At 71.2% G+C, this 24,414-nt stretch carries 18 protein-coding genes; 7 read left to right on the top strand and 11 right to left on the bottom strand.

What is annotated here, in order from left to right; genetic code table 11:
* Window positions 1-103: 103 nt before the first annotated feature.
* Window positions 104-1,009 (bottom strand): homoserine kinase, encoded by a 906-nt coding sequence (thrB, locus tag ACQEUU_RS10440; RefSeq protein ID WP_433063540.1) that lies wholly within the window; start codon window positions 1,007-1,009, stop codon window positions 104-106.
* 212 nt (window positions 1,010-1,221) lie between these two features.
* Window positions 1,222-2,280: a threonine synthase gene (gene thrC, locus ACQEUU_RS10435; protein ID WP_433063537.1), complete on the bottom strand. Its 1,059-nt coding sequence runs from the start codon at window positions 2,278-2,280 to the stop codon at window positions 1,222-1,224.
* A gap of 207 nt (window positions 2,281-2,487) precedes the next feature.
* Here thrC and ACQEUU_RS10430 point away from each other — a divergent pair, with 207 nt between their 5' ends.
* Complete coding sequence (locus tag ACQEUU_RS10430) at window positions 2,488-3,906, top strand: glycosyltransferase (protein ID WP_433063534.1); 1,419 nt, start codon at window positions 2,488-2,490, stop codon at window positions 3,904-3,906.
* Between the two features lie 62 nt (window positions 3,907-3,968).
* Here the strand turns inward: ACQEUU_RS10430 and ACQEUU_RS10425 are convergent, their stop codons facing one another.
* From ACQEUU_RS10425 to ACQEUU_RS10400, 6 genes are all read right to left on the bottom strand, one after another.
* Window positions 3,969-5,597, bottom strand: a complete 1,629-nt coding sequence (locus ACQEUU_RS10425) for a glycosyltransferase (protein WP_433063531.1) — start codon at window positions 5,595-5,597, stop codon at window positions 3,969-3,971.
* Window positions 5,594-6,676 carry a glycosyltransferase family 2 protein gene (locus tag ACQEUU_RS10420; RefSeq protein ID WP_433063528.1) on the bottom strand — a complete coding sequence of 361 codons (1,083 nt, stop codon included), beginning with the start codon at window positions 6,674-6,676 and terminating at the stop codon, window positions 5,594-5,596. Before ACQEUU_RS10420 ends, ACQEUU_RS10425 begins: the two co-directional genes overlap by 4 nt.
* 225 nt (window positions 6,677-6,901) lie before the next feature.
* On the bottom strand, window positions 6,902-8,191 hold the full coding sequence (locus ACQEUU_RS10415) for a homoserine dehydrogenase (RefSeq protein ID WP_433063525.1): 1,290 nt from the start codon (window positions 8,189-8,191) through the stop codon (window positions 6,902-6,904).
* Entirely contained in the window at window positions 8,188-9,570 is a 1,383-nt protein-coding gene (gene lysA, locus ACQEUU_RS10410; RefSeq protein ID WP_433063522.1) for a diaminopimelate decarboxylase, read from the bottom strand. The genes ACQEUU_RS10415 and lysA overlap by 4 nt, the downstream gene beginning before the upstream one ends.
* Window positions 9,571-9,687: 117 nt before the next feature.
* Entirely contained in the window at window positions 9,688-10,308 is a 621-nt protein-coding gene (locus ACQEUU_RS10405; RefSeq protein ID WP_433063520.1) for an anticodon-binding protein, read from the bottom strand.
* Window positions 10,309-10,363: 55 nt separating this feature from the next.
* Window positions 10,364-12,235, bottom strand: a complete 1,872-nt coding sequence (locus ACQEUU_RS10400; protein ID WP_433063517.1) for a hypothetical protein — start codon at window positions 12,233-12,235, stop codon at window positions 10,364-10,366.
* Between the two features lie 43 nt (window positions 12,236-12,278).
* Here ACQEUU_RS10400 and ACQEUU_RS10395 point away from each other — a divergent pair, with 43 nt between their 5' ends.
* Together ACQEUU_RS10395 and treS are read left to right on the top strand one after the other, a co-directional pair.
* Window positions 12,279-13,928 (top strand): asparagine synthetase B family protein, encoded by a 1,650-nt coding sequence (locus ACQEUU_RS10395; RefSeq protein ID WP_433063514.1) that lies wholly within the window; start codon window positions 12,279-12,281, stop codon window positions 13,926-13,928.
* A 271-nt stretch (window positions 13,929-14,199) separates the two neighbouring features.
* The gene (gene treS, locus ACQEUU_RS10390) at window positions 14,200-15,906 is read left to right on the top strand and encodes a maltose alpha-D-glucosyltransferase (protein ID WP_433063511.1); all 1,707 of its coding nucleotides are present in this window, start codon (window positions 14,200-14,202) and stop codon (window positions 15,904-15,906) included.
* Here treS and ACQEUU_RS10385 read toward each other — a convergent pair.
* The 3 genes from ACQEUU_RS10385 to ACQEUU_RS10375 are packed head-to-tail and all read right to left on the bottom strand — an operon-like array spanning window position 15,893 to window position 19,403.
* Window positions 15,893-18,169 carry an FtsX-like permease family protein gene (locus tag ACQEUU_RS10385; protein WP_433063508.1) on the bottom strand — a complete coding sequence of 759 codons (2,277 nt, stop codon included), beginning with the start codon at window positions 18,167-18,169 and terminating at the stop codon, window positions 15,893-15,895. The genes treS and ACQEUU_RS10385 overlap by 14 nt on opposite strands.
* On the bottom strand, window positions 18,166-18,900 hold the full coding sequence (locus ACQEUU_RS10380; protein ID WP_433063505.1) for an ABC transporter ATP-binding protein: 735 nt from the start codon (window positions 18,898-18,900) through the stop codon (window positions 18,166-18,168). The genes ACQEUU_RS10385 and ACQEUU_RS10380 overlap by 4 nt, the downstream gene beginning before the upstream one ends.
* The gene (locus tag ACQEUU_RS10375) at window positions 18,897-19,403 is read right to left on the bottom strand and encodes a PadR family transcriptional regulator (RefSeq protein WP_433063502.1); all 507 of its coding nucleotides are present in this window, start codon (window positions 19,401-19,403) and stop codon (window positions 18,897-18,899) included. The genes ACQEUU_RS10380 and ACQEUU_RS10375 overlap by 4 nt, the downstream gene beginning before the upstream one ends.
* A 131-nt stretch (window positions 19,404-19,534) precedes the next feature.
* Between ACQEUU_RS10375 and ACQEUU_RS10370 the strand changes: the two genes are divergently transcribed.
* From ACQEUU_RS10370 to ACQEUU_RS10355, 4 genes are read left to right on the top strand one after another with little or no spacing between them, the layout of a single operon-like run.
* The gene (locus ACQEUU_RS10370) at window positions 19,535-20,782 is read left to right on the top strand and encodes an ABC transporter substrate-binding protein (RefSeq protein WP_433063499.1); all 1,248 of its coding nucleotides are present in this window, start codon (window positions 19,535-19,537) and stop codon (window positions 20,780-20,782) included.
* Window positions 20,783-20,790: 8 nt separating this feature from the next.
* Window positions 20,791-22,116, top strand: a complete 1,326-nt coding sequence (locus ACQEUU_RS10365; protein WP_433063496.1) for an ABC transporter substrate-binding protein — start codon at window positions 20,791-20,793, stop codon at window positions 22,114-22,116.
* A gap of 6 nt (window positions 22,117-22,122) precedes the next feature.
* The gene (locus ACQEUU_RS10360) at window positions 22,123-23,508 is read left to right on the top strand and encodes an ABC transporter permease subunit (RefSeq protein ID WP_433063493.1); all 1,386 of its coding nucleotides are present in this window, start codon (window positions 22,123-22,125) and stop codon (window positions 23,506-23,508) included.
* On the top strand, window positions 23,505-24,404 hold the full coding sequence (locus tag ACQEUU_RS10355) for a carbohydrate ABC transporter permease (RefSeq protein WP_433063490.1): 900 nt from the start codon (window positions 23,505-23,507) through the stop codon (window positions 24,402-24,404). The genes ACQEUU_RS10360 and ACQEUU_RS10355 overlap by 4 nt, the downstream gene beginning before the upstream one ends.
* Window positions 24,405-24,414: the final 10 nt, after the last annotated feature.

The following is a 24,414-nucleotide window of genomic DNA, read 5'->3' as shown; positions in this document are numbered from 1 at the left end:
ATGTGTGGCTGACAAGCACGCACCCAACAAGGGGGCACCTGGTGCGGCTATTAGCCTAACATCACCAGCGCACACGGCTATTCCCTGAAGGTCTAGAGAGGCATCAGCGTGTCTCGGGGAATTGAACGCTCGCACCAACCGGGTCGACGTCCATTAGCTGGATGTGCCAGTCAGTACCCACTTCTGGCGCGATCAAATCCTGCGTATCCGAGGTCGAAAACGCAAGGACCGTGGGCCCCGCTCCCGAGACGACCGCGGGCACGCCCACTGTACGGAGCCGTTCTACCAGATCAGCGCTCTCCCGCATCGCAGGCGCGCGGTAGGGCTGATGGAGACGGTCCTCGGTGGCGGCGAGCAGCAACTCCCGATCCGGCCGCTGGGTCAACGCCGCGATCAGCAGCGCGGCCCGGCCGGTGTTGAAGGAGGCGTCCTTGTGGGGCACGTCCTTCGGCAGCAACCCCCGAGCGGTCTCCGTGTCGAGGCGGGTCGGCGGGACGATCGCGACGGGACGGACGGCCGCATCAGGTGTCAGTTTCACCATACGCGGTGCGTCGTCGTGCTCGCTCCATGCGATGGTCAGGCCGCCGGCCAGGCACGGAGCGACGTTGTCGGGGTGGCCTTCCATCTCGGTGGCGAGCGCGAACACCGCGTCGTCGCCCAGCTCGCCGCCGCCAAGCGCCCGCGCGGCGAGGATCCCCGCGCAGATGGCCCCGGACGAGCTGCCGAGCCCCCGGGCGTGCGGGATCCGGTTGCGGCAGCGCAGCCGGATCCCGGCCGGCTGGGCCGCGCCCATCCGGTCGAACGTCCTGCGCATGGCCCTGACGACCAGGTGGCCCTCGCCGGAGTCGACCTGCCCCGCGCCTTCGCCCTCGACCTCCACGGTCACGCCGGGCTCATCGGTGACCGCGGCCTCGACGTGGTCGTACAGAGTCAGCGCCAGCCCGAGCGCGTCGAACCCCGGCCCGAGATTGGCGGACGTGGCCGGCACCCGTACCTCGACGGTTCTCATTCCTCACCTTTCCCCGTGAATACCGTAAGCCCCCTGAACAAGCTCATCGACGGCGTCGCCTCCATACACCGCGAACCCCGTGCAGGCGGACGACTCCGGAGCCGCGCGACATCTCCGGCCACGGAGACGACGACCTTCCCACGCCCGTCTCCCTGTCTCCTCGCGCGGGGGCCACGGCCCGTAGGTCTCACAGAGTCGCGGAACGCGCGGGGTCAGGCCAGGTGGAGGGCCGAGGCGGCCGCGTGGACGTCGATGGGGATGGTGACCGGCGCGGGAGCCCCGGAGATGGCCCAGTCGGGGTCCTTGAGCCCGTTGCCCGTGACCGTGCAGACGATCCGCTGCCCCGGGTCGACCAGGCCCTCGGCGTGCGCCTGGAGCAGGCCCGCCACGCTGGCTGCCGAGGCCAGCTCGACGAAGACGCCCTCTTCCTGGGCCAGCAGCTTGTAGGCGGCGGCGATCTGCCGGTCGGTGACCTTGTGGATCAGGCCGCCGGACTCGTCCCTGGCGGCCGTGGCGAGCTGCCAGGAGGCGGGGTTGCCGATGCGGATGGCGGTGGCGATGGTGTGGGGGCGGGTCACGGGGGCGCCGTCGACGATGGGCGCGGCGCCGCTGGCCTGGAAGCCGAACATGCGCGGGCGGGTGGCCGCCACCTTGTCGTCGGCGTACTCCTGGTAGCCCATCCAGTAGGCCGAGATGTTGCCCGCGTTGCCCACCGGGATGCAGTGGATGTCGGGGGCGTCGCCCAGCGTGTCGACGATCTCGAAGGCGGCGGTCTTCTGCCCCTGGAGGCGGAACGGGTTGACCGAGTTGACCAGCGCGATCGGATAGTTGGACGAGAGTTTGCGCGTCATCTCCAGGCAGTCGTCGAACGAGCCCTCGACCTGCAGCAGGGTCGCGCCGTGGACGAGCGCCTGGGCGAGCTTGCCCATCGCGATCTTGCCGCGCGGCACCAGGACGGCGCAGGTGAGGCCGGCGCGGACGGCGTAGGCGGCGGCCGAGGCGGACGTGTTGCCGGTGGAGGCGCAGATGACGGCCTTGGCGCCTTCCTCCACGGCCTTGCTGATGGCCATGGTCATGCCGCGGTCCTTGAAGCTGCCGGTGGGGTTGGCGCCCTCGACCTTGAGGTAGACCTCGCATCCCGTCAGGGCGGAGACGCGGTGCGCGGGCACCAGCGGCGTGCCGCCTTCGAGCAGCGTGACGACCGGCGTCGTGGGGGTGACCGGAAGACGCTCGCGGTACTCCTCGATGAGGCCACGCCAGGACCTGCTCATGACTGTCTCCCTACCTGCGGTGTTCGGCACCGAGTGTACGGGGTGGGCAGGGGTGCGAGGCGGCCGGGGAGAGTTGTCAAGGCCCTGACAGCCTGGTCTCGCCAAAGCCATTATTCAGCAAATTCCCAGCATCTCCCGATAGGGTCTCGGCAGGGGGTCAACCATATGAACGCGCGTCCTGCTTTGCCGCAGAACGACTATTCAGCCTTGCCGCCGCCCGAGCTCGGCGCCTGGTCACCGGCCCTGTCCGTGAGCGTGGTGATACCCGTGCACGGCGGGCCCCACCTGGAGTTGACGCTCGCCGCGCTGGCGGCGCAGACCTACCCGGGCCACCTCATGGAGGTCGTGGTCGTGGACGACGGCGGCGAGCCGCCCGTCGAGCTTCCTGAGATCCGCCCGGACAACACCAGGATCGTGCGGCCGGCGTGCGGCTGGGGCATCTCGAACGCGGTCAACACCGGCGTCAAGGCCGCCGACGGGGAGATCATCCAGCGGCTGGACGCGGACATGGTGCCCTGCCGCGAGCACATCGAGGCGATGGCCCGCTGGCATCACGTGACCGACTACCTGGTCACGATCGGCATGAAGAAGTTCGTCGAGCCGCCGCCGCTCACCGCGGGCGAGGTGTTCCGGGCCCGCGCGCTGGACGAGCTGTTCGACCTCGGCGAGGCGGTGCCCAGTTCGACCGAGGCGACGATCGCCAAGACCGACGGGCTGCGCAAAAGCCGCAACCCCTACCACGTCTGCACCGGGCCGACGGTCGCCCTGCGGCGCGAGGTGTTCGACGCCGTCGGCGGCCTGGACCCGCACGTGCCGCGGGGCGAGGACACCGAGTTCGCCTACCGGCTGGCGATGCACGGCGTCGTCTTCGTACCGGAGACGCGGGCTCGGGCCGTCCATCTGGGGCTGCCCGCGCAGCACCGCGAGCGGGAGCGCGCCGTGCGGGCCGTCGAGCCGTACCTCGCGCACCGCGTGCCGCTCCGCCGCGACCTGCGCAAGGATCGGGGGCGGCGGTGGCTGACGCCGTACGTGGAGGTGGTGCTGGACGTCACCGACACCGCGGAGCCGGTCGTGCGCCGGGCGGTGTCGGCGGCGCTCGACGGCAAGGTGCACGACGTGGTGGTGACGCTGGTCGGGCCGTGGTCGCGGCTGCGGGAAGGCCGGCGGTCGGTGCTGTCGGACCCGTGCTTCGAGCTGCGGCTGATGCGCGACCTGTTCGGGCACGACGACCGGATCAGGCTCATCGACGAGGCCGCGCCGACCCCGGCCCCGGCGCCGTTCCGCTACCGGGGGCCGGTGGACGTGCCGCTGCACCGGGTCACGCTGGAACGCCTGATCGAGACGGCGCAGAAGGACCTGATCGGGGTCCTGGCGGTGGATCTGCCGGACGGCCGCGAGGCCCGGCTGGAGCGCACCTCGGCGCTCGGCCGCGCCCTCTTGCTGGCGCGGCCCGGCGAGGACCTGGACGCGATCATCGACACCACCCACGGTGTGCGTCACGTCACTCCCGACCGCTACTGGCCCCGGCCGAAGGCGCAGCCCCCGGCCCCGGTGACCATCCAGGCCCCGCCCTCCCCCGACCGCACCCTGCTGGCCCGCCTCAGGTCCGCCCTGCGCCCCGGCTGACCTCGCCGCGCGTCCGCGTCACTCCCGGTACGGGACGTCGCCGTACGTGACCGGGGCGGGCGTCACTTGCGCAGGGCGCGTCTGACGCGGGCGGAGAGAGCCGTGCGGAGGGTGCGCTGGCGGCGCTCGGCGGCGGCGAGGTCGCGGCGCAGGCCCGCCACCTCCTTGCGGAGCGCGGCGATCTCCCTGCGGTACTCGACGGCGCTCTTGCGCCACTTGCCCGCCTCGTCACGCCACCTGGCCACCTCGCCCCGCAGCCGCTCGGCCTCCTTGCCCAGCCGCTCCGTCTCGGCCTTGGCCTTGAGCCGGACCCGGTACGCGCTCCGGCGGCCCTGCGGCTCCGGCTGCTCGGTGGCGAACCCGTAGCTCTCTCCGGCCGCCCAGGCGACGCCGGACACCTCGTCCACCACGTCGTCGAGCTCCTCGCCCGGACCGGCGAGCAGGCGCGCCCTGGCGAACGACGCGGCGTACTCCAGCCGCGCGGCCACCACCCCGCCGGGCGTCTCGTCGAGCAGCACGTTGAGCAGGCCGAGCCCGTCGGTGCGTGCGCGTTCGAGCAGCGCGGCCACGGTGTCCTCGCCGGGCACCCAGCCGGGCGGCAGCCGCAGCACGTACGGCACGGCCGGGTCGGCGTGGTGGGAGGTGGCCAGCCGCACCCGGGGCTCGAACGCGTAGTGGCCCTGGACCAGCGCCAGCTCCAGGTTCGGGTCCTGGAGCGGGGCGCGGCGGTCGCGCCGGAGCGTGTCCCAGGGCCCGAGCACCACCACGCGCAGGTCGTGGTGCGTCCCGGCGAGCAGCGCGTCCACCGTGGCGCGCACGGTGTCGTACCCGGCGGTCCCGTCGACCAGGACCTCCAGGTACGGGATCTTCCACTGCCTGCCGGGATGGCGGCGCAGCCAGCGGTAGGCGGGGACGCGGTCGCCCACGAACGCGTAGCTGACCCGGTCGATGCGCTCCTGGTGGCGCATCCGCATGGTGGGGCCGAGGTGGTAGGCGAGAGCTTCGGGTTCGGGCACGAACACGGCCCCGGCCTGCATGAGCCGGTAGCCCATCTCGGTGTCCTGGCCGAGGACCAGCTCGCCGTCCATCGGCCCGGCGGCCTCGACCAGCCGGGCGCTGACGGAGGTGGCGCCGCCGACGTGCAGGCTGAAGGGACGGTCGAAGGTGTCGGTGAGCCCGTTGGTCCGCTCGATCAGCCGGACGATCCAGGCGTGCGGCTCGGCGGGTTCGAAGTGCGCTTCGAGGTCGTCGGGCAGCGTGTCGGGCAGCGGGGCCTCGGAGAAGCGCAGGTAGCCGGTCACGGCGAGGTACGGGGCCGCGTGGTGCCAGCGCATGTGCGCCATGACCGCTCCCGCGGTCGGCACGACGTCGGAGTCGAGCCAGTGGATCACGTCACCACTGGCCTCGGCCAGGCCGGCGTTGCGCGCGTTGCCGCGGCCGGGCGTCTCGCAGCGGACCAGCCGGGTGTGCGGCGGGCGGTCGGCGGGCAGCCGCAGGGCCGGGTCGCTGCCGTTGTCGACGACGATGACCTCGGTCAGGTCGGCCGGGTAGGTCTGCCTGGCGAGCCCGGCGAGCACCAGGTCGAGCTGGTGCTGGCCGCCGTAGGCAGGGATGATCACGCTCACCCGCAGCTCCGGCGTGAAGTTCCCGGCCGGCCGGATCGAGCGGTAGTCGTTGCCGCGTACTCTCATGCCGCTTCCATCAGCAGGCTGGGGCGGAAGCCGTGCCACTGGTTGGCGGCGACCTTGACGAAGTGGGCCAGCGGCAGCCGCCACGTGTGCTGCTCGCTCAGTCCGCGGCGCAGCACGTACCCGAGCCCGTGGGTGCGGTAGACGCGCGCCCCGGCTTCGGCCGCGGCCTTGAGAAACTCTCGATCCACTGCTTCCGACAAAACAGGAAAACCCCCTATTTCCTGAAATCTGTCCCGGGAGAGCATGATCGTCCCCCCCGCCACGTGATCCGCGAACACCTCGCTCACGTACGCCGCCCCGCTCGCGAAGGTCGTCCGCCTGATCGTCAGATTGAGCGGCTCCAAATAGAGGAACTCACCCGTGACCCCCACCACGTCGGCCCCCGAGTAGGCGGCCGCCATGAGCAGGTCGGCCAGGTGGTCGGGACCGTACCAGTCGTCGTCGTCCCACTTGGTGAGGTGGTCGCCGCCGGCCAGCGCGGCGGCCCGGTTGAGCACCTCACCGAACGGGACCCCGGCGTCCACCTCCACCCAGCTCACCGGCAGCTGGCAGTCCTCGACCGCCTCCCGCACCCGGTCGAACGCGACCCCGTGCAGCCCGAGCGCCACCTCGGCCCGCACCCCGCGCTGACGCGCGATCCGGCCCAGGGCCGAGGCCACGAACTCCGGCCGCTTGGTCGCCATCACCACGCTCACCAGCGGCGCGGCGGGGTGACGCGGCGCGGCCAGCCGGCGCAGCCGGATGCTGTGCTCCTCGCGCCGCAGGTCGGCCACGCACCGCGCGGTGCCGTCGGGCTCGTGCGCCAGCCAGGCGCGGTCGGTCACCAGCGCCGCGAGCTCCGCGGGCACCCAGGCGGGCGCCTGTGAGGCCGTCAGCGGCACCCCGGCGGCGGCCAGCCGCATGACGCCGTCGAGCGGCGCCTCCTGGCCGGGCCAGACGATCTCCAGCCCGCGCAGCGCCCGCAGCTCCGCCTCCCCGGGCTCCTCCGGCCCGTCCACGACCCATGCGCCGCCACGCCAGAGGAGCCGGGCGAGCCCCTTCTCCGGCGTACGGGCGAAACCGCATGGGGTGAGGGACATCGATGCTGCTCCTGGGGGCCGAGAACGCGAACGGCGCCTACCTTACGCCGCTTCTGACACGTACGTACTGATCCGGTGGGCTTTTCCCGGAAACCCTGCAGATAGGTCACAGCGCACATTCAGCATCTTTTACGCACAGTGCCCTTAAGAGCCACCCCGGCGGTGTCCGAAATCGTCCCGTGATCAGCATCCGCCGATCACGGGACGGAAACGACGCCTGTGCGGCTACTCGTCGCCCTCGACGCGCATGACGCTGGCGATGGCCCGGACGATGTCGAGCTCGCGCAGCCCCTCCATCGTCGCCGAGAGTGCCGCGTCGCTGGCGCGGTGGGTGACGATGACGAGCTGGGCGTCGTCGCCGTGCCCCTCCTGGCGCACCGTCTGGATGGACACGTCGTGCTTGGCGAACAGCTCCGCCACCCGGGCCAGGACACCCGGCTTGTCGGCGACGTCCAGGGCGACGTGGCAGCGCGTGACGGTCTCGCCCATGGGATGCACCCGCAGCGACGCGTAGGTGGACTCCTCCGGGCCGCGGGTCCCGGCCAGGCGGTTGCGGCCGACGGCCACCAGGTCGCCGAGCACGGCAGAGGCCGTGGGGGCGCCGCCCGCGCCCTTGCCGTAGAACATGAGCTGCCCGGCGGACTCCGCCTCGACGAAGACCGCGTTGTAGGCCTCGCGCACCCCGGCCAGCGGATGGGACCTGGGGATCATGGCCGGGTGGACGCGGACGCCGACGGAGCGGCCGTCGTCGGAGCGGGCGCAGATGGCCAGCAGCTTGATGACGTAGCCCATGGCCTTCGCCGAGGCCACGTCGGTGGCGGTGATCTCCGTGATGCCCTCGCGGTGGACCTGGTCGGCGGTGACCCGGCTGTGGAAGGCGAGACCCGCCAGGATGGCGGCCTTGGCGGCGGCGTCGAAGCCCTCGACGTCGGCGGTGGGGTCGGCCTCCGCGTAGCCGAGGGTCTGGGCCTCCTCCAGCGCGTCGGTGAAGGACGCGCCGGTCGAGTCCATCTTGTCGAGGATGTAGTTGGTGGTGCCGTTGACGATGCCGAGCACGCGGTTGACGCGGTCGCCGGCCAGCGACTCCCGCAACGGCCGCAGCAGCGGGATCGCGCCGGCCACGCTGGCCTCGAAGTAGAGGTCGCCGCTGCCGGACCTGGCGGCCTCGTACAGGCTCGCGCCGTCCTCGGCCAGCAGCGCCTTGTTGGCGGTGACGACCGACTTGCCGCGGTTGAGCGCGGCGGTGATGAGGGAGCGGGCGGGCTCGATGCCGCCGATCACCTCGACGACGATGTCGACGTCATCGCGGGTGACGAGCGACTCGGCGTCGGTGGTGAGCAGGCCGGGGTCGACCTCGACGTCGCGTTTGCGGCCGAGCCGGCGCACGGCGACGCCGGCCAGCTCCAGCGGGGCGCCGACGCGGGCGGCCAGGTCGTCGCGCTGCTCGTGCAGGAGCCGGATGACCTGGGAGCCGACCACGCCACAGCCCAGCAGGGCCACCTTCAACGGTTTCACAGCTGCCCCCTCAACAGGTCGTCTTCTGTCTCGCCCCGCACGATCACCCGGGACCGGCCGCCGGCGACGGCGACCACGGCGGGTTTGGGCAGGTAGTTGTAGTTGTTGGCCAGCGAACGGCAGTAGGCGCCGGTGGCGGCGACCGCCACCAGGTCGCCCGGCACCAGGTCGGCGGGCAGATAGCAGTCGCGCACGATCATGTCGCCGCTCTCGCAGTGCTTGCCGACGACGCGGCTGAGCATCGGCCCGGCGTCGCTCTCGCGGCTGGCCAGGACGACGGTGTACTCGGCGCCGTAGAGCGCGGTGCGGACGTTGTCGCTCATGCCGCCGTCGATGCTCACGTACGTGCGCAGCCCTTCGACGTCCTTGACCGTGCCGACCTCGTAGAGGGTGACGCCGCCTGGACCGACGATGGTGCGGCCCGGCTCGACGGTGAGGCGGGGCACCGGCAGCCCGGCGTCGAGGCAGACCTTGCGCACGATCTCGCGCAGGCTGTCGGCGACGTCCTTGATGTCGGGGGCGTCGTCGCCGTCGACGTAGGCGATGCCATAGCCGCCGCCGAGGTCCAGCTCGGGCAGCACGACGCCGTGCTCGTCCTTGATCCGCACGAGCAGCGTGGTGAGGCGGCGGGCGGCCACCTCGAACCCGGCCGTGTCGACGATCTGGGAGCCGATGTGGGAGTGGAGGCCGACCAGCTCCAGGGACGGCAGCTCCAGGACGCGCCGCACGGCCTCGGCCGCGGCGCCGGAGCTCAGCGACAGGCCGAACTTCTGGTCGTCGTGGGCGGTGGCGATGAACTCGTGGGTGTGCGCCTCGACGCCGGTGGTCACCCTGATCATGACCTTGGGCCGCTTGCCGAGCTCGGCGGCGAGGTAGCCGAGCCGGGCGATCTCGTCGTAGGAGTCGACGACGATGTGGCCGACGCCGGCCTCCAGGGCCCGGGTCAGCTCGGCCGTCGACTTGTTGTTGCCGTGGAGGGTGATGCGCTCGGCGGGGAATCCGACGCTGAGCGCCACGGCCAGCTCGCCGCCGCTGGCCACGTCGAGGCCGAGGCCCTCGTCATGGAGCCAGCGCACGATCTCCTTGCACAGGAACGCCTTGCCGGCGTAGTGGACCTCGGACCCGGCGAAGGCGGTGGCGTAGTCGCGCATGCGCGAGCGCACGTCCTCCTCGTCGAGCACGTAGAGCGGGGTGCCGTACTCGCGGGCCAGGTCGCGGACGTCCATCCCGCCGATCGTGAGCGCGCCATCGGCCCGGCCGGACGTTCGCGGCCAGATCACGGGGTTGATCCGGTTGAGGTCGTCGGGCGCCAGCGGGGGGCGCTCGTGGGGGGGCGGCTCGGCGTGCCGGTCCCCGGCGGGGTGGGCGAATCGACTCACCCGATCGAGGCTATCGGAACGGCCCGTCTGCCCGTGCCCGGTGCCCATCTATCGAGACGCGAACGTCAGCCAGGCGGCGAAGATTTTACGCTTTTTCGCCTTCAAAGCAGGTATTTCTCAGATCCGGTCCGGTCCGATCAGCACGCTCTCCACCGCGGCCGCCAGCCGCACCCGCGCGGCGTGCACCGGCTCGGGCGCCGCGTCGCCCATCGGCACGGCAGGGGCGCGTTCGTGCGCGTCATGGTAGGCCAGCGCGAGCCGCACCAGCCACGCCTCCCAGCCGGGGTCCCGGCTCGCCGCCCGTCCGGGCAGCTCGGCCAGCACCCGCAGGACCGCCCGGTCGTACGGGGACGACAGCAGCTCGGGCCGGCCGTCGCGCGGCACGCCCAGCTCGCGCGCCCAGCGCCGCACGGCCGCCGCCCGCGCGTGCCCGTAGCGGACCACGAATCCCGGGTTCTCCCACGTACGGGGGAAGTCAGGCCAGCCGGGGTCGGCCAGGGCGGGAGGCCGGAAGTCGTCCAGGAGCGCGCCCGGCACCGCGACCACCACCCGCACGAACCCGCTGGGCAGCGCCTCGGCCCCGGTGACGCCGGGGAGCTCGCGCAGGCGCGCGGCCAGCCCGGCGGCCGGCACGCCGCGCCGCAGCGCGGCCGCCGAGACGTAGACGGCCTCACGCTCCCACGTGCCGTCGGGCGCCGGCGGCTCGCCGAGCACCTCCGCCAGCCGCGCGGGCGTCACGGGCCCTCCCCGGCCGTCGGCCCGATCACCGGTCCGGTGACCCGCGCGCACACGGTCAGATCAGGGCGTGCGGCTCGGCGGAGCCGTACTCCACCAGGTGGGCCGCGCCCAGCAGCCAGCGGTCCTCGTCGCGCACCCGCACGTAGCCGAACCGGTCGGCGGAGAACACCTTGATCCCGTCCTGGCGGCACTGGCGCATGAGCACCTCGTCCCAGCCGTCGGTGAGGTCGGCGAAGCCGAGCTCGCGCAGCGCGTTGCGGCGGGCGAGCAGGGTGGCCCCGGAGATCTCCGGCAGGTAGGAGTACTCGGCGTCGGGCTGCTTGAGCAGCGTGGCCTGCGGCTTGCGCAGGTGGGCGTAGAAGGCTCCCTTGCCGACGAGGTCGGCGGTCGTGAACAGGAAGGCGCGCCGCAGGTCGGACAGGTAGTGGGAGCCGTAGACGTCACGCGGGTCCATGACCGCGACCAGGTCGGCCTCGCACAGGTCGAGCCCGCGCCCGAGCATGGCGCCCACCGTCAGGTCGGGGCGCAGCGGCCGGTGGATCACCTCGGCGTCGGGCAGGACCTCGCGGGCGCGCAGCTCGGCCTGCGGCGGGCCGAAGACGACCAGCTGGGTCACCCCGCTCTGGCGGCCGACCTGGGCCAGCGCGTGCTCCAGCAGCCGGCCGTCGGGGACCACCAGCAGGACGGAGGTGTCGAGGGTGGCCCGGACGCCGGGCAGGCCGACCTTGTCGAGCAGCTCGTCGATCCGCTCGGTCATGGTGCCGCTGTCGTAGGCGCGGCGCAGCGCGACGTGCGCGCGGCGGGTGTCGGGGTCCTGGCCGATCGGGGTGCCGCAGGCGGCGAGCTCGGCCAGCCGCCACATCGGCGTGCCGGGCGGGCAGTCGACGCCGGCCGGCCAGCGGTAGGAGGTGAGCGCGTCGGGATAGGAAAGGTGCTCGGGGAGCAGTTGGTCGAGGGTCAGCATCCGGTCGATGCGCCCGCCGGACAGCGGGAGCGGGTTGTGGATCCGGGGCTGGATCCCGAACTGCAGGCGCGGCCAGCCCACGGTCAGGTCGGTGGTGAAACGGTGCTCGAACAGCTCGGCGGCGGCGGCGTAGGCCGAGACGTCGCCGTGGGTGTGCCAGAAGACGGTGCGGACGCCGCGCTCGGCGCACCAGGCCAGCAGCGCCCTGAGCCCCTCGCCCGGCTCGCCGCGCAGCTCCCCGGCCCAAGGCCCGGTGGCGACGGACTCCACCACGAGCAGGTGGGGCACCTCCAGCGGCAGCACGCGGGCGAAGTCGCGCGGCGTGAACCCGGTGGTCTGCCGCCACTCGTAGCGCAGCAGCGCCTCGGCGTGCGGCTCGGCGATCACCGCGGCGGTGATGTGGGGACGGGTGTTGGGGCCGGTCGGCACCCGGAACGGCTTGAGCTTGAACGACTCACCCGCGAGCGTGCGGGTCGAGGCGGTGGCCTGGAAGGCGGCGCCGGGCCGCTCGTCCTTCTGCCGGCCGGCGGCAACGGGCTTGCGCTTGGGGGCGATGGGCCGTTTGACCGGCTTGGTGGCGCCCTTGAGCTCCTTGGCCAGCCGTACGGGGTTGCTCTTGCCGGTCTTGATCGCGTCGCCGAGCCGGCTCCACCGCGCCACCTTGATCGACTTCAGCTTCCAGTTGGCCACCTCGGCCTGGTAGCGCTGCTCGGCCAGCTCCTTGCGGAGCTTGTCGGCGGCGGCGCGCTCCGCCTCCAGCGCCTCCTCGGCCGCGGCCAGCCGCTCGGCGAGCGCCTTGGCCTCCTCGGCGTGCCGCTCGGCCTCGGCCAGCCTGCTCTGCGCCGCGTCCAGCAGCCTGGCCAGCTCGGCCGCGTGCTCGGCCTGCGCGACCGCTTCCCGCAGCGCCTTGCGCGTGCTCTCCAGCTCCGTGGACACCTGGACCTCCGTCTCGTAGCCCGGCAAAGGATACTCTTTTGCGGGAAGCGGCTCGAAGGGATGAGATCCGGTGCAGTTCATCGTGCGGCCCTATGTCTGCGGGGGTCTCGGCCGGGTCGACGGCGCCCTGCTCGACAAGCTGTGCTCCGCCGGCCCGCGCGTGCGGCCCGCCCTTCAGACGGCCGAGGCGGCGCTGTTCAGCTCCGCCCCGCTGCCTCCTTATCAGCGGTCCGGCGAGGGGTTCGCGTTCTCCTGGGGAGAGCGCCGGCCCGGCGCCGACCGGTCGGCGCCGGTCTCCGACTGGATGGCGGTCGCGGAGACGTACGAGACTCCCGGCCTGATCGGCGACGGCGCGCGGGTGACGCTGCACGCCGGCGCGCTCGGGCTGGTCGACGTCTACCACGTCCGGATCGGCGAGGCGGTCTACTTCTCGTCCCTGATCCAGCCGCTGCTGGCGCTGGTGCCGCTGGAGATCGACTGGTCGGCGTGGGCGTCGATCCTGCGGGTCACGTTCCCGCTGGGCGAGGCGACGCCCTACCGGGCGATCAGGCGGCTGTCCGGCTCCGGCGCGCTGGTGTGGGACGGCGACCGGCTGTCCACCGAGCGCAGGCTGCCGCGCTGGCTGCGCGAGGAGCCCTACGAGACGTGGGTCAGCGCGGGCGAGATCGTGGAGCTGCTGCACGAGGTCTACAAGGACTACGACGGCCGCAAGCTGCTGGTGCCGATCAGCGGCGGCTACGACTCGCGGCTGCTGGGCAGCGTGGCCAGGGCCCGCGGGTTCGACGTGGAGTCGTGGACCACGAGCCCCGACGACGGCACCGACACCGACATCGCCTTCGCCCGGGCGATCACCCGCGAGCTGGGCATCCCGCACCGGGTGATCGCCCAGGACCCGGCCGCCTACCCCGCCGACGCCGCCGCGGTGGCGCGCAGGCTCGAATACCTGACGCCGCACCACGCCTGGTACGCCCCGTTCGCCAAGGAGGTACACGAGTCGGGCCGGATCCTCGTCGACGGCCTGGCCGGCGGGCCGCTGCTGAAGAACTTCATGGTCAGCGGCGCCGCCCTGGAGGCCACCGGTCAGGCCGAGCGGTCGGCGGCCGTGCTCGGCTCGCTCAGCCTCGGGGCGCCGTCGCGGCCCTTCCTGTCGGAGGCGGCCGAGGCGTGGACGGCCGAGACGGTGCGCGAGCAGTTCGCCTCGGCCACCTCGATGCTCCACGGTCACCGGGCCGAGCTGCCGCTGTCGGTGCTCCACACCCGCACCGTGCGCGGCATCGCCCGCTCCGCGGTCAACCTGGTGGGTCCCGAGGCGTCGTTCGCGGCGCCGTTCATCCACCCCGACTTCTTCGACGCGGCCCTGTCGGTGGGCGTGGCCCGCAAGGACCGGGGCCGCTTCTACCGCGAGGTGCTGCACGCCGCCGATCCGCGGGTGGCGGCCCTGCCCTCGACCAACGTGGTCAAGCAGCCGTTGCGGCGGGTGCCGCTGCGCTCCACGGCCGCCCCGGCGCGCGAGTACTCCCACCGGATGCTGCGGGTGGTGGCCACGCGGGTGCCCGGGCTGCTGTCGGACGAGCTGCACGCGCTGGTCGCGGACGGGCCTGACGCGCTGACCCGGTTCAACGGGTGGAACGACCGGTTCTGGGTGCGCGGACTGGTTCTCTTCGGGCTGTGGCTGAGCGACTTCGAGAATGATCTGACTGACCTGTCCGCACCGTTCTAGTTACTGCGAGAAGAACGCGGCGTAACATCACGATTACGGAGAGGTCTCAGGGGTATTAAATCTCGCACAGCATAAGCGGGTTCCGGAAAGCCAACGGGCTGGTAGTGTTCGGCCCGTAAGCGCCGCACAAGCGGGCGCCGGATCACAAATCCGGGCCTGTCAAGGGCATGGATTCGCAGGGATGACGACTCCACGCGGCGCGGTCACCAGATATGAACGCCGGGGTAACCGGTGACTTCGTCCTGCCCACATCTCTTACTGTGAGCGACACATGATCAACGCATCCCCATCACCGGAGCCGGTGGCCGAGAACTTCATCTCGGAGGACCCGGCCTGGTACAAACGGGCGGTGTTCTACGAGGTCCTCGTGCGAGGGTTCAAGGACTCCAACGGGGACGGCACCGGAGACCTGCGCGGCCTCATCGAGAAGCTCGACTATCTCGAGTGGCTGGGCATCGACTGTCTGTGGTTGTTGCCGCTCTACGAGTCGCCGCTGCGCGACGGCGGCTACGACATCTCCGACTACATGAAGATCCTGCCTGACTTCGGGGATCTGGCCGACTTCATCCAATTGGTCGAGGCCGCGCACGAGCGCGGCCTGCGGATCATCACCGACCTGGTGATGAACCACACCTCGGACCGGCATCCCTGGTTCCAGGCGTCCCGCCACGACCCCGAGGGCCCGTACGGGGACTTCTACGTCTGGTCGGACGAGCCGACCGGCTACCCGGACGCGCCGATCATCTTCGTCGGGGCCGAGGAGTCCAACTGGACCTGGGACCCGGTGCGCAAGCAGTACTACTGGCACCGGTTCTTCCACCACCAGCCGGACCTCAACTACGACAACCCGGCGGTTCAGGAGGCCATGCTGGAGGTGCTGCGGTTCTGGCTCGACCTGGGCATCGACGGGTTCCGGCTGGACGCGGTGCCGTACCTGTTCGAGAGGGAGGGCACCGCCTGCGCCGGCCTGCCGGAGACGCACGCCTACCTGAAGAAGATCCGCGCCGAGGTCGACCGGCTCTACCCCGACCGGGTGCTGCTGGCCGAGGCCAACGGCTGGCCGGAGGACGTCGTCGAGTACTTCGGCGACCCGACGGTCGGCGGCGACGAGTGCCACATGGCCTTCCACTTCCCGCTGATGCCCCGCATCTACATGGCGGTGAAGAAGGAGACCCGTGAGCCGATCTCCGAGATCATGTCCCGTACCCCCAAGCTGCCGGACACCGCGCAGTGGGGCATCTTCCTACGCAACCACGACGAGCTGACGCTCGAGACGGTCACCGAGGAAGAGCGCGACTACATGCACAGCGAGTATGCCAAGGACCCGCGGATGCGGGCCTACCTCGGCATCCGCCGCCGCCTGGCGCCGCTGCTGGACAACGACCGCGACCGGATCGAGCTGTTCACCGCGCTGCTGCTGTCGCTGCCGGGCTCGCCGGTCATGTACTACGGCGACGAGATCGGCATGGGCGACAACATCTGGCTGGAGGACCGCGACTCGGTGCGCACGCCGATGCAGTGGAGTCCCGACCGCAACGCGGGCTTCTCCACCGGCGACCCCGGGCGGCTCTACCTGCCGGTGGTCATGGACCCGATCTACGGCTACCAGGCGATCAACGTGGAGTCCCAGCAGCGTAACGAGGGATCCCTGCTGAACTTCACCCGCAAGATGCTGCAGATCCGGCGCAACCACCCGGTCTTCGGCACCGGCGCGTACACCGAGATGTGGTCGTCCAACCCGTCCGTGCTCACGTACGTGCGCGAGGAGCGCGACGACGTGATGCTCTGTGTGAACAACCTGTCGAAGTTCCCCCAGCCGGTGGAGCTCGACCTGCGCCGGTTCACGGGCATGACGCCGGTTGAGGCGCGCGGCGGCGTGCACTTCCCCGTGATCGGCGACCTGCCCTACCTGCTGACGCTGCCGGGCCACGGCTTCTACTGGTTCGCGCTCCGGCGGGAGGCCGTCACCGAGCGGTGACGGGCACCTGGGCACGGGCCGCGCGGCGGGCGGGAATGAGCGCCACCGCGAGGGCCGTGCCCACCGCCAGCAGCACCGCGGTGGCCAGTGTCACCGGCGAGGGCGGGCGTCCGATCCCGGCGCCCACCCCGCTGGTGTGACCCTGCAGGTCGATCAGCCCGGTCACCACCGACACCCCGGCCACCGCTCCCACCACCACGCCCAGCACCACGAGCAGGCCGGTGCCGGTCACCAGCGTGGCCATCACCTGGCGGGGCGTCAGCCCCATCGCCTTCAGCACGGCCAGGTCGGCGTCGTGGTCGCGCAGCCCGAGCGCGCTGGCGGTCAGCAGGTTGGCCAGGCCGAGCAGGGTGAGCACGGCGATCAGCGCCACGATCACCACCCGGATCATCGCCAGCCTGTCGGCGGGGTTGACCGCGGCCTGCACCTCCAGGCTCTCCCCCGACCCGGCCAGCAGCCTCGCCGCCACCTCGTCGCGGTCGGCGCCGGGGTGCAGGGCGAGCGCGTAGTACTCAGGCGGCACGGAGTCCTTGGCCGCCAGGCTGTCGAGCCCGACCGACAGCACCTCGCCGTCCTGGTCGGGCTCGACGGTGCGGCCCACGATGCGCACGATCAGCGGCGAGCCGCCCACGGTCAGCCGCACCCGGTCGCCGATCTTCACCCCGAGCAGGTCCAGCAGCCCCTGGCCGGCCACGGCCTCGCCCGGCTCCGCGTACATGCGGCCCTCGACGACAGGGAACGGGTAGCGGTCGGAGGCCGAGCCGCCGATGGCCCGGACCAGGACCGAGCGGCCCTCGCCGGGGGCCAGCGCGTTCACATCGGTGCCCGGATAGACGGCGGCCACGTCGCGGTCGGCGCGGGCCAGCCCGGCGGCCTGGTCCGTCTCCATCTTGCCGGGCCGTACGTGCAGCGCGGCGTGCTGGCCGACCTGGTCGGGGTTGCGGGCGAAGTTGTCGAGCGTCGCCCACACGCCCAGGCCGATCGTGACCATCATCATGGGCACGGCCAGCCCGAACACGGTCAGGAACGCGGGCACCCGGCGGGTGAAGGCGTCCCTGGCCCCCAGCACGAGCGCCGGCGGGAGCCGTACCAGCAGAGCCAGCCTGGCGAGCCGGGACAGGCGGCCGCCCGGCGGCTGGGTGGAGGCAGCCGGGATGGGCGGGGTGCGCCCGCCGCGCCAGGCCGGCACGCCGACCGCGGCCAGCACGACCAGCGCGGTGCCCGCGACGATGGTGAGCACGGGCATCGGCGCGACGGAGGTGGCGCCGAGCGCCGCCACGGTGGCGGCCCAGCCGGTGACCGCGCCGAGCGCGACCCCGAGCAGGCCGAGAGCGCCGTGCTCGACCAGCAGCAGCAGCGCGACCTGGCCACGGGTGAAGCCCATGGACTTGAGCGTGGCCAGGTCGCGGAGCTGGGTCAGCACCCGCCCGCCGGCCGCGTTGGCCAGCGCGAGCGCCGCCGCCACCAGCCCGACCACGCCGAACAGCGCGAGCAGGGTGCCGAGCAGCCGGTTGTCGAGCTCCATCGCGGCCCTGATCTCACGCCAGGTGTAGAGCCGCTGCAACTGGTCGTCCAGCATGACGACGACCCGCTGGGAGACCACCTGCGCGGCGTCGGCGTCTGCCAGCCGCAGCCCGGTCACCCACTCGCTGCGGCCCAGCATCGGCTCGATCCGGTCGAGCGCCTCGGGCAGCACCCACGCCAGGCCGGGCGTCCACTCGGGATAGAAGCCCTGGTCGGCGGTGTCGGCGATGCCGCGCACGTAGAGGGTGTGGCGCTGGCCGTTGAGCGCGATCACGGTGAACGGGGCGCCGATCCGCAGGCGCAGGTCGCGGGCGAAGGAGTGCTCGACGACCACGCCGTCGGGCTGCGCCGGGTCGAGCCAGCCGCCCTCCACGAGCGCGGGGTGCGCCACGCGGGGCGGGGTCGCGGGCATCGCGCGCAGCGAGGCGGGCTCACGCCTGCCTTCCTGCATGGCCGTGACGGGGGCCGAGCGGTACGGGCCCGCCGTGGCGGTCACCCCGTCGAGCGCCTGCACGCCGGCCAGCTGGGCGGTGTTGTCGCGGGTGTAGAGCCAGACGTGGGCGCCCTCGGTCTGGGCGAACAGGCCGCGCCACGGGTTGGTGGAGTCCTCCAGGAGCGTCACCGCGGTGATCAGGGCCGCCACGATGCCGGCCACGGCGAGCACGGTCAGCGTCGCCTGGCCCCTCCGCGCCCGCAGGTCCGCCCTGATCCAGCGGCTTCCCGCCAGTGCCGTGCTCATCGAAGGTCGATCACTTCTCCGACGGTGCGCCGGCGCGGCCTGGCCAGCCGCCCGTCGTCCACGATCTCGCCGTCGAGCAGGCTGACCACCCGGTCGGCGAGCGCGGCCACGCGGGCGTCGTGGGTGACCATGACGATCGTCTGGCCCTCCTTGTGGACCCGGCCGAGCAGGCGGAGCACGTCGCGGGTGTTGCGGCTGTCGAGGTTGCCCGTGGGCTCGTCGGCCAGCAGCACGCTGGGCTGGTTGGCGAGCGCGCGGGCCAGCGCGACCCGCTGCTGCTCGCCGCCCGAGAGCTGGGTGGGCGCGGCGTCGGCGCGGTCGGTGAGGTTGAGCGCGCCGAGGAGGCTCTCGCGGCGCTCGCGGGCCTCCCTGGGCGAGGCGCCGGCCAGCAGAGCGGGCAGCTCGACGTTGTCGGCCACGGTCATGCTGGCCACCAGGTTGAAGAACTGGAAGACGAAGCCGATCTTCTTGCGGCGCAGCAGCGCCCAGGCGCTCTCCGAGAGCGTGTCGGCCCGCCGGCCGTCGACCCAGATCTCGCCGCTGGTGCGCGCGTCGAGGCCGCCGAGCATGTGGACGAGCGTGGACTTGCCCGAGCCCGACGGGCCCATGATCGCCACGAACTCCCCCGGCTCCACCTGGAGGTCCACCCCGCGCACCGCGGGCACCGGCACCGCGCCGCCGGAGTAGATCTTCACCAGGTTGACCGCCTTGAGCACGGGCTGGTCACTCATGCGAGGTCCTCCTGACACCTTTCGAGCCAGTCCAGATCGGCCTGGAGGTGCAGCATGGCACCTTCGATGAGCAGTGTCGCCACCCTGTCCTCTGGCGGGGTGCGGTCGAGGAGCTCGTTGAGGTCCTTCATCAGCGACAGATAGTGGCGGCGCTGCCGGTTGATCAGCACCATCCGGTCGGCGATGCCGATCATCGGGGCGAGCACGAGCTTCATGAAGAACTCGTCACGCACCCGCGGGCCCTCGGTAGGCTCGTCCACCCACAGGTCGAGCACGTCCCGGCCCTTGGCGGTGAGGTAGTAGACCTTCTTGTTGGGTCGGTTGGACTGCTCGACGTCCACGGCTCGGACGAGGCCGTCCTTCTCCAGCCGGCCCAGCGTCACGTAGATCTGGCCGATGTTGGGCGACGGGTACGCGCTGCCGAAGGTCTGTTCGAGCGCCTGTTTCAGCTCGTAGCCATGGGCAGGCTCCTTGGCCAGCAGCGCCAGCAGGTGAAGCCTCACCGCCTCACCTCCCCGTGTGTGTTACGGATGCGTTACATGCATTCCCGTTGACCATCAGATTACCGGTGTGCATAACATGAATGCATCTACCTAACACGTATGTAGCCTCTGCGCACAAGGAGGAAATAGCGGTGTTCCGTCGTCTGGCGCTCGTCCTCGCCGTCCTTGCGGCGCAGGGATGCGCGGCGACGGGTGATCAAGGTGGCGACACGTCACGGACCGGAGGCACCGGCCCGATCACGTTCGCCACCGGGCGCGACACCACGGCGTACCTTCAACCCTTGCTGGATCGCTGGAACCAGGCCCACCCGGCCGAGAAGGTGACGCTCATCGAGCTGCCCGAGGCGGCCGACGAGCAGCGCGCCCAGATGGTGGCCAACTTGCAGGCCCGCAGCACCCGTTACGACGTGCTCGGGCTGGACGTGGTGTGGACCGCGGAGTTCGCGGAAAACGGCTGGATCATCCCCTTGGAGCGCGGGTCCTTCCCGCTCGACAAGTTCCTGCCGCCCGTCGTGAAGACCGCGATCTACAAGGACAAGCTGTGGGCGGTCCCGTACACGAGCAACGCGGGGCTGCTCTACTACCGCACCGACCTGGTGAAGAAGCCGCCCCGAACATGGGCGGAGCTTCGCCAACAAGCCCAACGGATCACGAAAAAGCACGATATCGAGGGTTATGCCGGACAGTTCCTCGCGTACGAGGGGCTGACCGTCAACTTCTCCGAAGCCGTGCAGTCGGCGGGAGGGCAGATCCTCAGCACCGACGGCACCCGGGTGACCCTCGACCCCGCCCCCGCGACGACCGCGCTGGAGTTCCTCCAGCAGGGCCTGCGCGAGGGCTGGATCCCCGAAGAGTCGCTGAACTACAAGGAGGAGGAGTCGCGCCTCGCCTTCCAGGAAGGCCGGCTCGCCTTCGCCCGCAACTGGCCGCACGCCTACGGCCCGGCCAGGAACAGGCTCGGCGACAAGATCGCGGTCACCACACTGCCGGGCCCCGACGGCCCGGGGAGCAGTTCGCTGGGCGGCATCAACCTGGCGATCAGCGCCTACTCGCAGCACCAGCAGACCGCGACGGAGTTCATCCGTTACTTCACGAGCCTGGAGAACGAGCGCCGGGTGCTCACCGAGGGATCGTTCCCCCCGGTGTGGACCGAGCTCTACGACGATCCCGAGCTCATCGAGCGCTTCCCGTACCTGCCCGTACTCAAAGAGAGCATCCTCGCCGCCGAGCCGCGCGCGGCGAGCCCGCACTACAACCAGCTCAGCCTGGTGATCGCGAGCACGGTCGCCAAAGCGCTCAACCCCCCGATCAGCGAGACCGCGGACGATGTGGCGGCCTCGTTGAAAGCCGAACTTGAAGAAATCATCCGAACACAGTGAGGCAAGCCATGCGAAAAGGCAGTGCAGCAGCGATCCTGACCGGTCTGGCGCTGGCGGTGGCCGCCTGCGGCAACGCGCCGACGACCTCCGAGCCGGCCGCGTCCGCTCCCGCCGCCTCCGAGAGCGCCGGCGGCAAGACGCTCGAGGGCGTCACGCTGGAGGTGGCCGCCAAGTGGACCGGCGAGGAGCAGAAGAACTTCGAGCAGGTGCTCAAGGCCTTCTCCGACAAGACCGGCGCCAAGGTCACCTACGCCTCCACCGGTGAGGACACCGGCGCCTACCTCGGCCCGCGCATCCAGGGCGGCAGCCCGCCCGACGTGGCGATCCTGCCGCAGCCGGGCCTGGTCCAGCAGTACGCCGAGCAGAAGGCGCTCAAGCCGCTCACCGACGACGTCACCAAGGAGATCGACGCCAACTACACCGAGTACTGGAAGGAGCTCGGCTCCGCCGACGGCCAGGTGTACGGCGTGCTGATCAAGGCGGCGCACAAGTCCCTGGTCTGGTACCAGTCGAAGGCCTTCGAGGACGCCGGCGTGCAGCCGCCGACCACCTGGGACGAGCTGGTGACCGCCTCGCAGACGATCGCCGACTCCGGCACCGCGCCGTTCTCGTTCTGCGGCGCCTCCGGCTGGACGCTGACCGACCTGTTCGAGAACGTCTACCTGTCCTCGGCCGGCCCGGAGAAGTACGACCAGCTCTCCAAGCACGAGATCCCGTGGACCGACCCCAGCGTCGCCACCGCCCTGGAGAAGATCGCGCAGATCGCCGGCAAGAAGGAGTTCGTCGCCGGCGGCACCTCCGGCGCGCTGCAGACCGACTTCCCGACCTGCGTCACCAAGGTCTACGGCGAGAAGGAGGCCGCGATGGTGATCGAGGCCGACTTCGTCGCCGTCACGGCCGAGGAGTCCGGCGCCAAGGTCGGCGAGGAGGCCAAGTACTTCCCGTTCCCGAAGGTGGGCGACACCGCTCCGGTCGTGCTCGGCGGTGACGTCGCGGTGGCCATGAAGGACTCCCCTGGCGCCATGGCGCTGCTGCAGTTCCTGGCCTCCAAGGAGGGCGGCGAGGTCTGGGCCAAGCTGCCCGGCTACCTGTCCCCCAACAGGAACGTCTCCCCCGACAACTACCCGAACGAGATGACCAAGCAGCTCGGCCAGACGATCGTCACGGCCGGTGAGTCGGTCCGCTACGACATGTCCGACCTCGCGCCCAGCGCCTTCGGCGGCACCGACGGCAAGGGCGAGTGGAAGGTCCTGCAGGACTTCCTGCGCGACCCGAGTGACGTCAAGGGCGCCCAGGAGGCGCTCGAGGCCGAGGCCAAGAAGGCCTGGAAGTAAAGAGGCATGGCCGTGACCGAAAGGTTGGACGGCCCCCAGGACCCGCCCGTGGACTCCACGGGCGGGCCTACCTCGGGACCGGCTGATACCCCCCCAAAGAGACGACGCCTCGGCCCGTCACCGACGATCGCCATCGTCTTCCTCATGCCGGCGGCCCTGCTGCTCGGCATCTGGGTGGTCTACCCGATCGGCTACTCGATCTTCCGAAGCCTGTACGACGCCTCTGGCCAGGCGTTCGTCGGGCTGGAGAACTACGGGACCATCTTCAGCGACGGCGGCACGCTGCGGACCATCCGCAACAACCTGATCTGGGTGGTCGTCGCCCCGATCGTGGTCACCACGATCGGCCTGATCTTCGCGGTGCTGACCGAGCGGATCAAGTGGGCGACCGCGTTCAAGCTGATCGTCTTCATGCCGATGGCCGTCTCGCTGATGGCCGCCGGCGTCATCTTCCGGCTCGTGTACGACGAGGACCCCGACAAGGGCCTGGCCAACGCCGTCATGACGGTGGTCGGTGACACGTTCTCCTCCTCGCAGGGCTACCCGGAGGCGCGGGCGCGGACCGGCGACGAGTCGCCGGTGGCCGCCGAGGAGGACGGCACCGTCGTCACCAAGCAGCCGGTCGAGGCAGGGCAGCCCGTGCTGATCCCCATCGTGGGTGTCAAGCCCGAGGTGATGCCCGCGAACGCCCAGCCGGCCGTCGCGGCGACCGGCGGCGACGGGCTGGCCGGCACGGTGTGGTTCGACTTCACCCCCGGCGGCGGCGGCGTGAACGGCCAGCCGGACGCCACCGAGAAGGGCCTGCCGGGGATGACCGTGGAGGCGGTCAGCGACGGCCAGGTGGCGGCGACCGCGACGACGGCCGAGGACGGCTCGTTCCGGTTCGAGGGCCTGACCCCGGGCTCCTACGTGGTGCGGCTGCCGGCGGACAACTTCACCGCCGCCTACAACGGCCTGACCTGGCTGGGCCCGACGCTGATCACCCCGGCGATCATCGGGGCGTTCGTCTGGGTGTGGGCCGGGTTCGCCATGGTGCTGATCGCGGCCGGCCTGGCGGCCATCCCGCGTGACGCGCTGGAGGCGGCCCGCATCGACGGCGCCAGCGAGTGGCAGGTGTTCCGCAGGATCACGGTGCCGCTGCTGTCGCCGGTCCTGCTCGTCGTCTTCGTGACGATGATCATCAATACCTTGAAGGTGTTCGACCTGGTGTTCATCATCGCACCGCCGTCGGTCCAGCCGGAGGCGAACGTGATCGCGCTGGAGATGTGGCGCGTCTCGTTCGGCGGCGGGAACAACCAGGGACTCGGCAGCGCGCTGGCCGTCTTCCTGCTCATCCTGGTCCTGCCCTTCATGATCATGAATATCCGCAGGTTCAAGAGGGGCGACTCATGACGACGGCGACGGCACCGGCACCGGCGCGCAGCCACGCCGGCGCGCCGCGGAGAAACCTGATCGGACGCATCGTCGACCGCCTCGGCAGCGGCGTCGTCCAGGTCGTGATGATCCTGCTCGGCCTGTTCTGGCTGGTCCCCACCCTCGGCCTGCTGGTGGTCTCGCTCCGCACCACGGAGATCAACAACGCCGAGGGCTGGTGGACGGTCTTCACCAAGCCGGCCGAGCTGACCATCGCCAACTACCGCGACCTGCTGGCCGGCGGCTTCGGGGCGTCCTTCTGGAACACGGTGGCCATCACGGTGCCGACCACGATCCTGGTGATCGGCATCGCGGCCATGGCGGCGTACGCGTTCGCCTGGATGGAGTTCCCCGGCCGGGACCTGCTGTTCCTGGTCGTGGTCGGACTGCTCATCGTGCCGATCCAGATCGCGCTGATCCCCGTGGCCGCCCTCTACGGCCAGGCAGGGATCTTCGGCTCGATCCCCGGCGTGGTGCTGTTCCACGTGGCGTTCGGACTGCCCTTCGCGATCTTCCTGCTGCGCAACTTCTTCATCGGCATCCCCGCCTCCCTGCTGGAGGCGGCGCGGATGGACGGGGCTCCTGAGTGGCGGATCTTCGTGTCGGTGGTCTTCCCGCTGGGCAAGCCCGCCATCGCCTCGCTGGGCATCTTCCAGTTCCTCTGGGTGTGGAACGACATGCTCATCGCGCTGGTCTTCGCCAACTCGGCGAACCAGCCGATGACCAAGTATCTCCAGTCCCAGATGCGGCAGTTCGGCACCAACATGGACATCCTCTCGTCCGGCGCCTTCCTGTCGCTGATCATCCCGCTGGTGCTGTTCTTCGCGTTCCAGCGCTACTTCGTCCAGGGCATGATGGCCGGCTCGGTGAAGTAGACCTCGGCGG

The sequence above is a fragment of the Nonomuraea sp. CA-218870 genome (assembly GCF_050936535.1).
Taxonomy (GTDB): domain Bacteria; phylum Actinomycetota; class Actinomycetes; order Streptosporangiales; family Streptosporangiaceae; genus Nonomuraea; species Nonomuraea corallina.
Note: the sequence above shows the minus strand (reverse complement) of the source record. Positions and strands in the feature narration are given on the sequence as shown.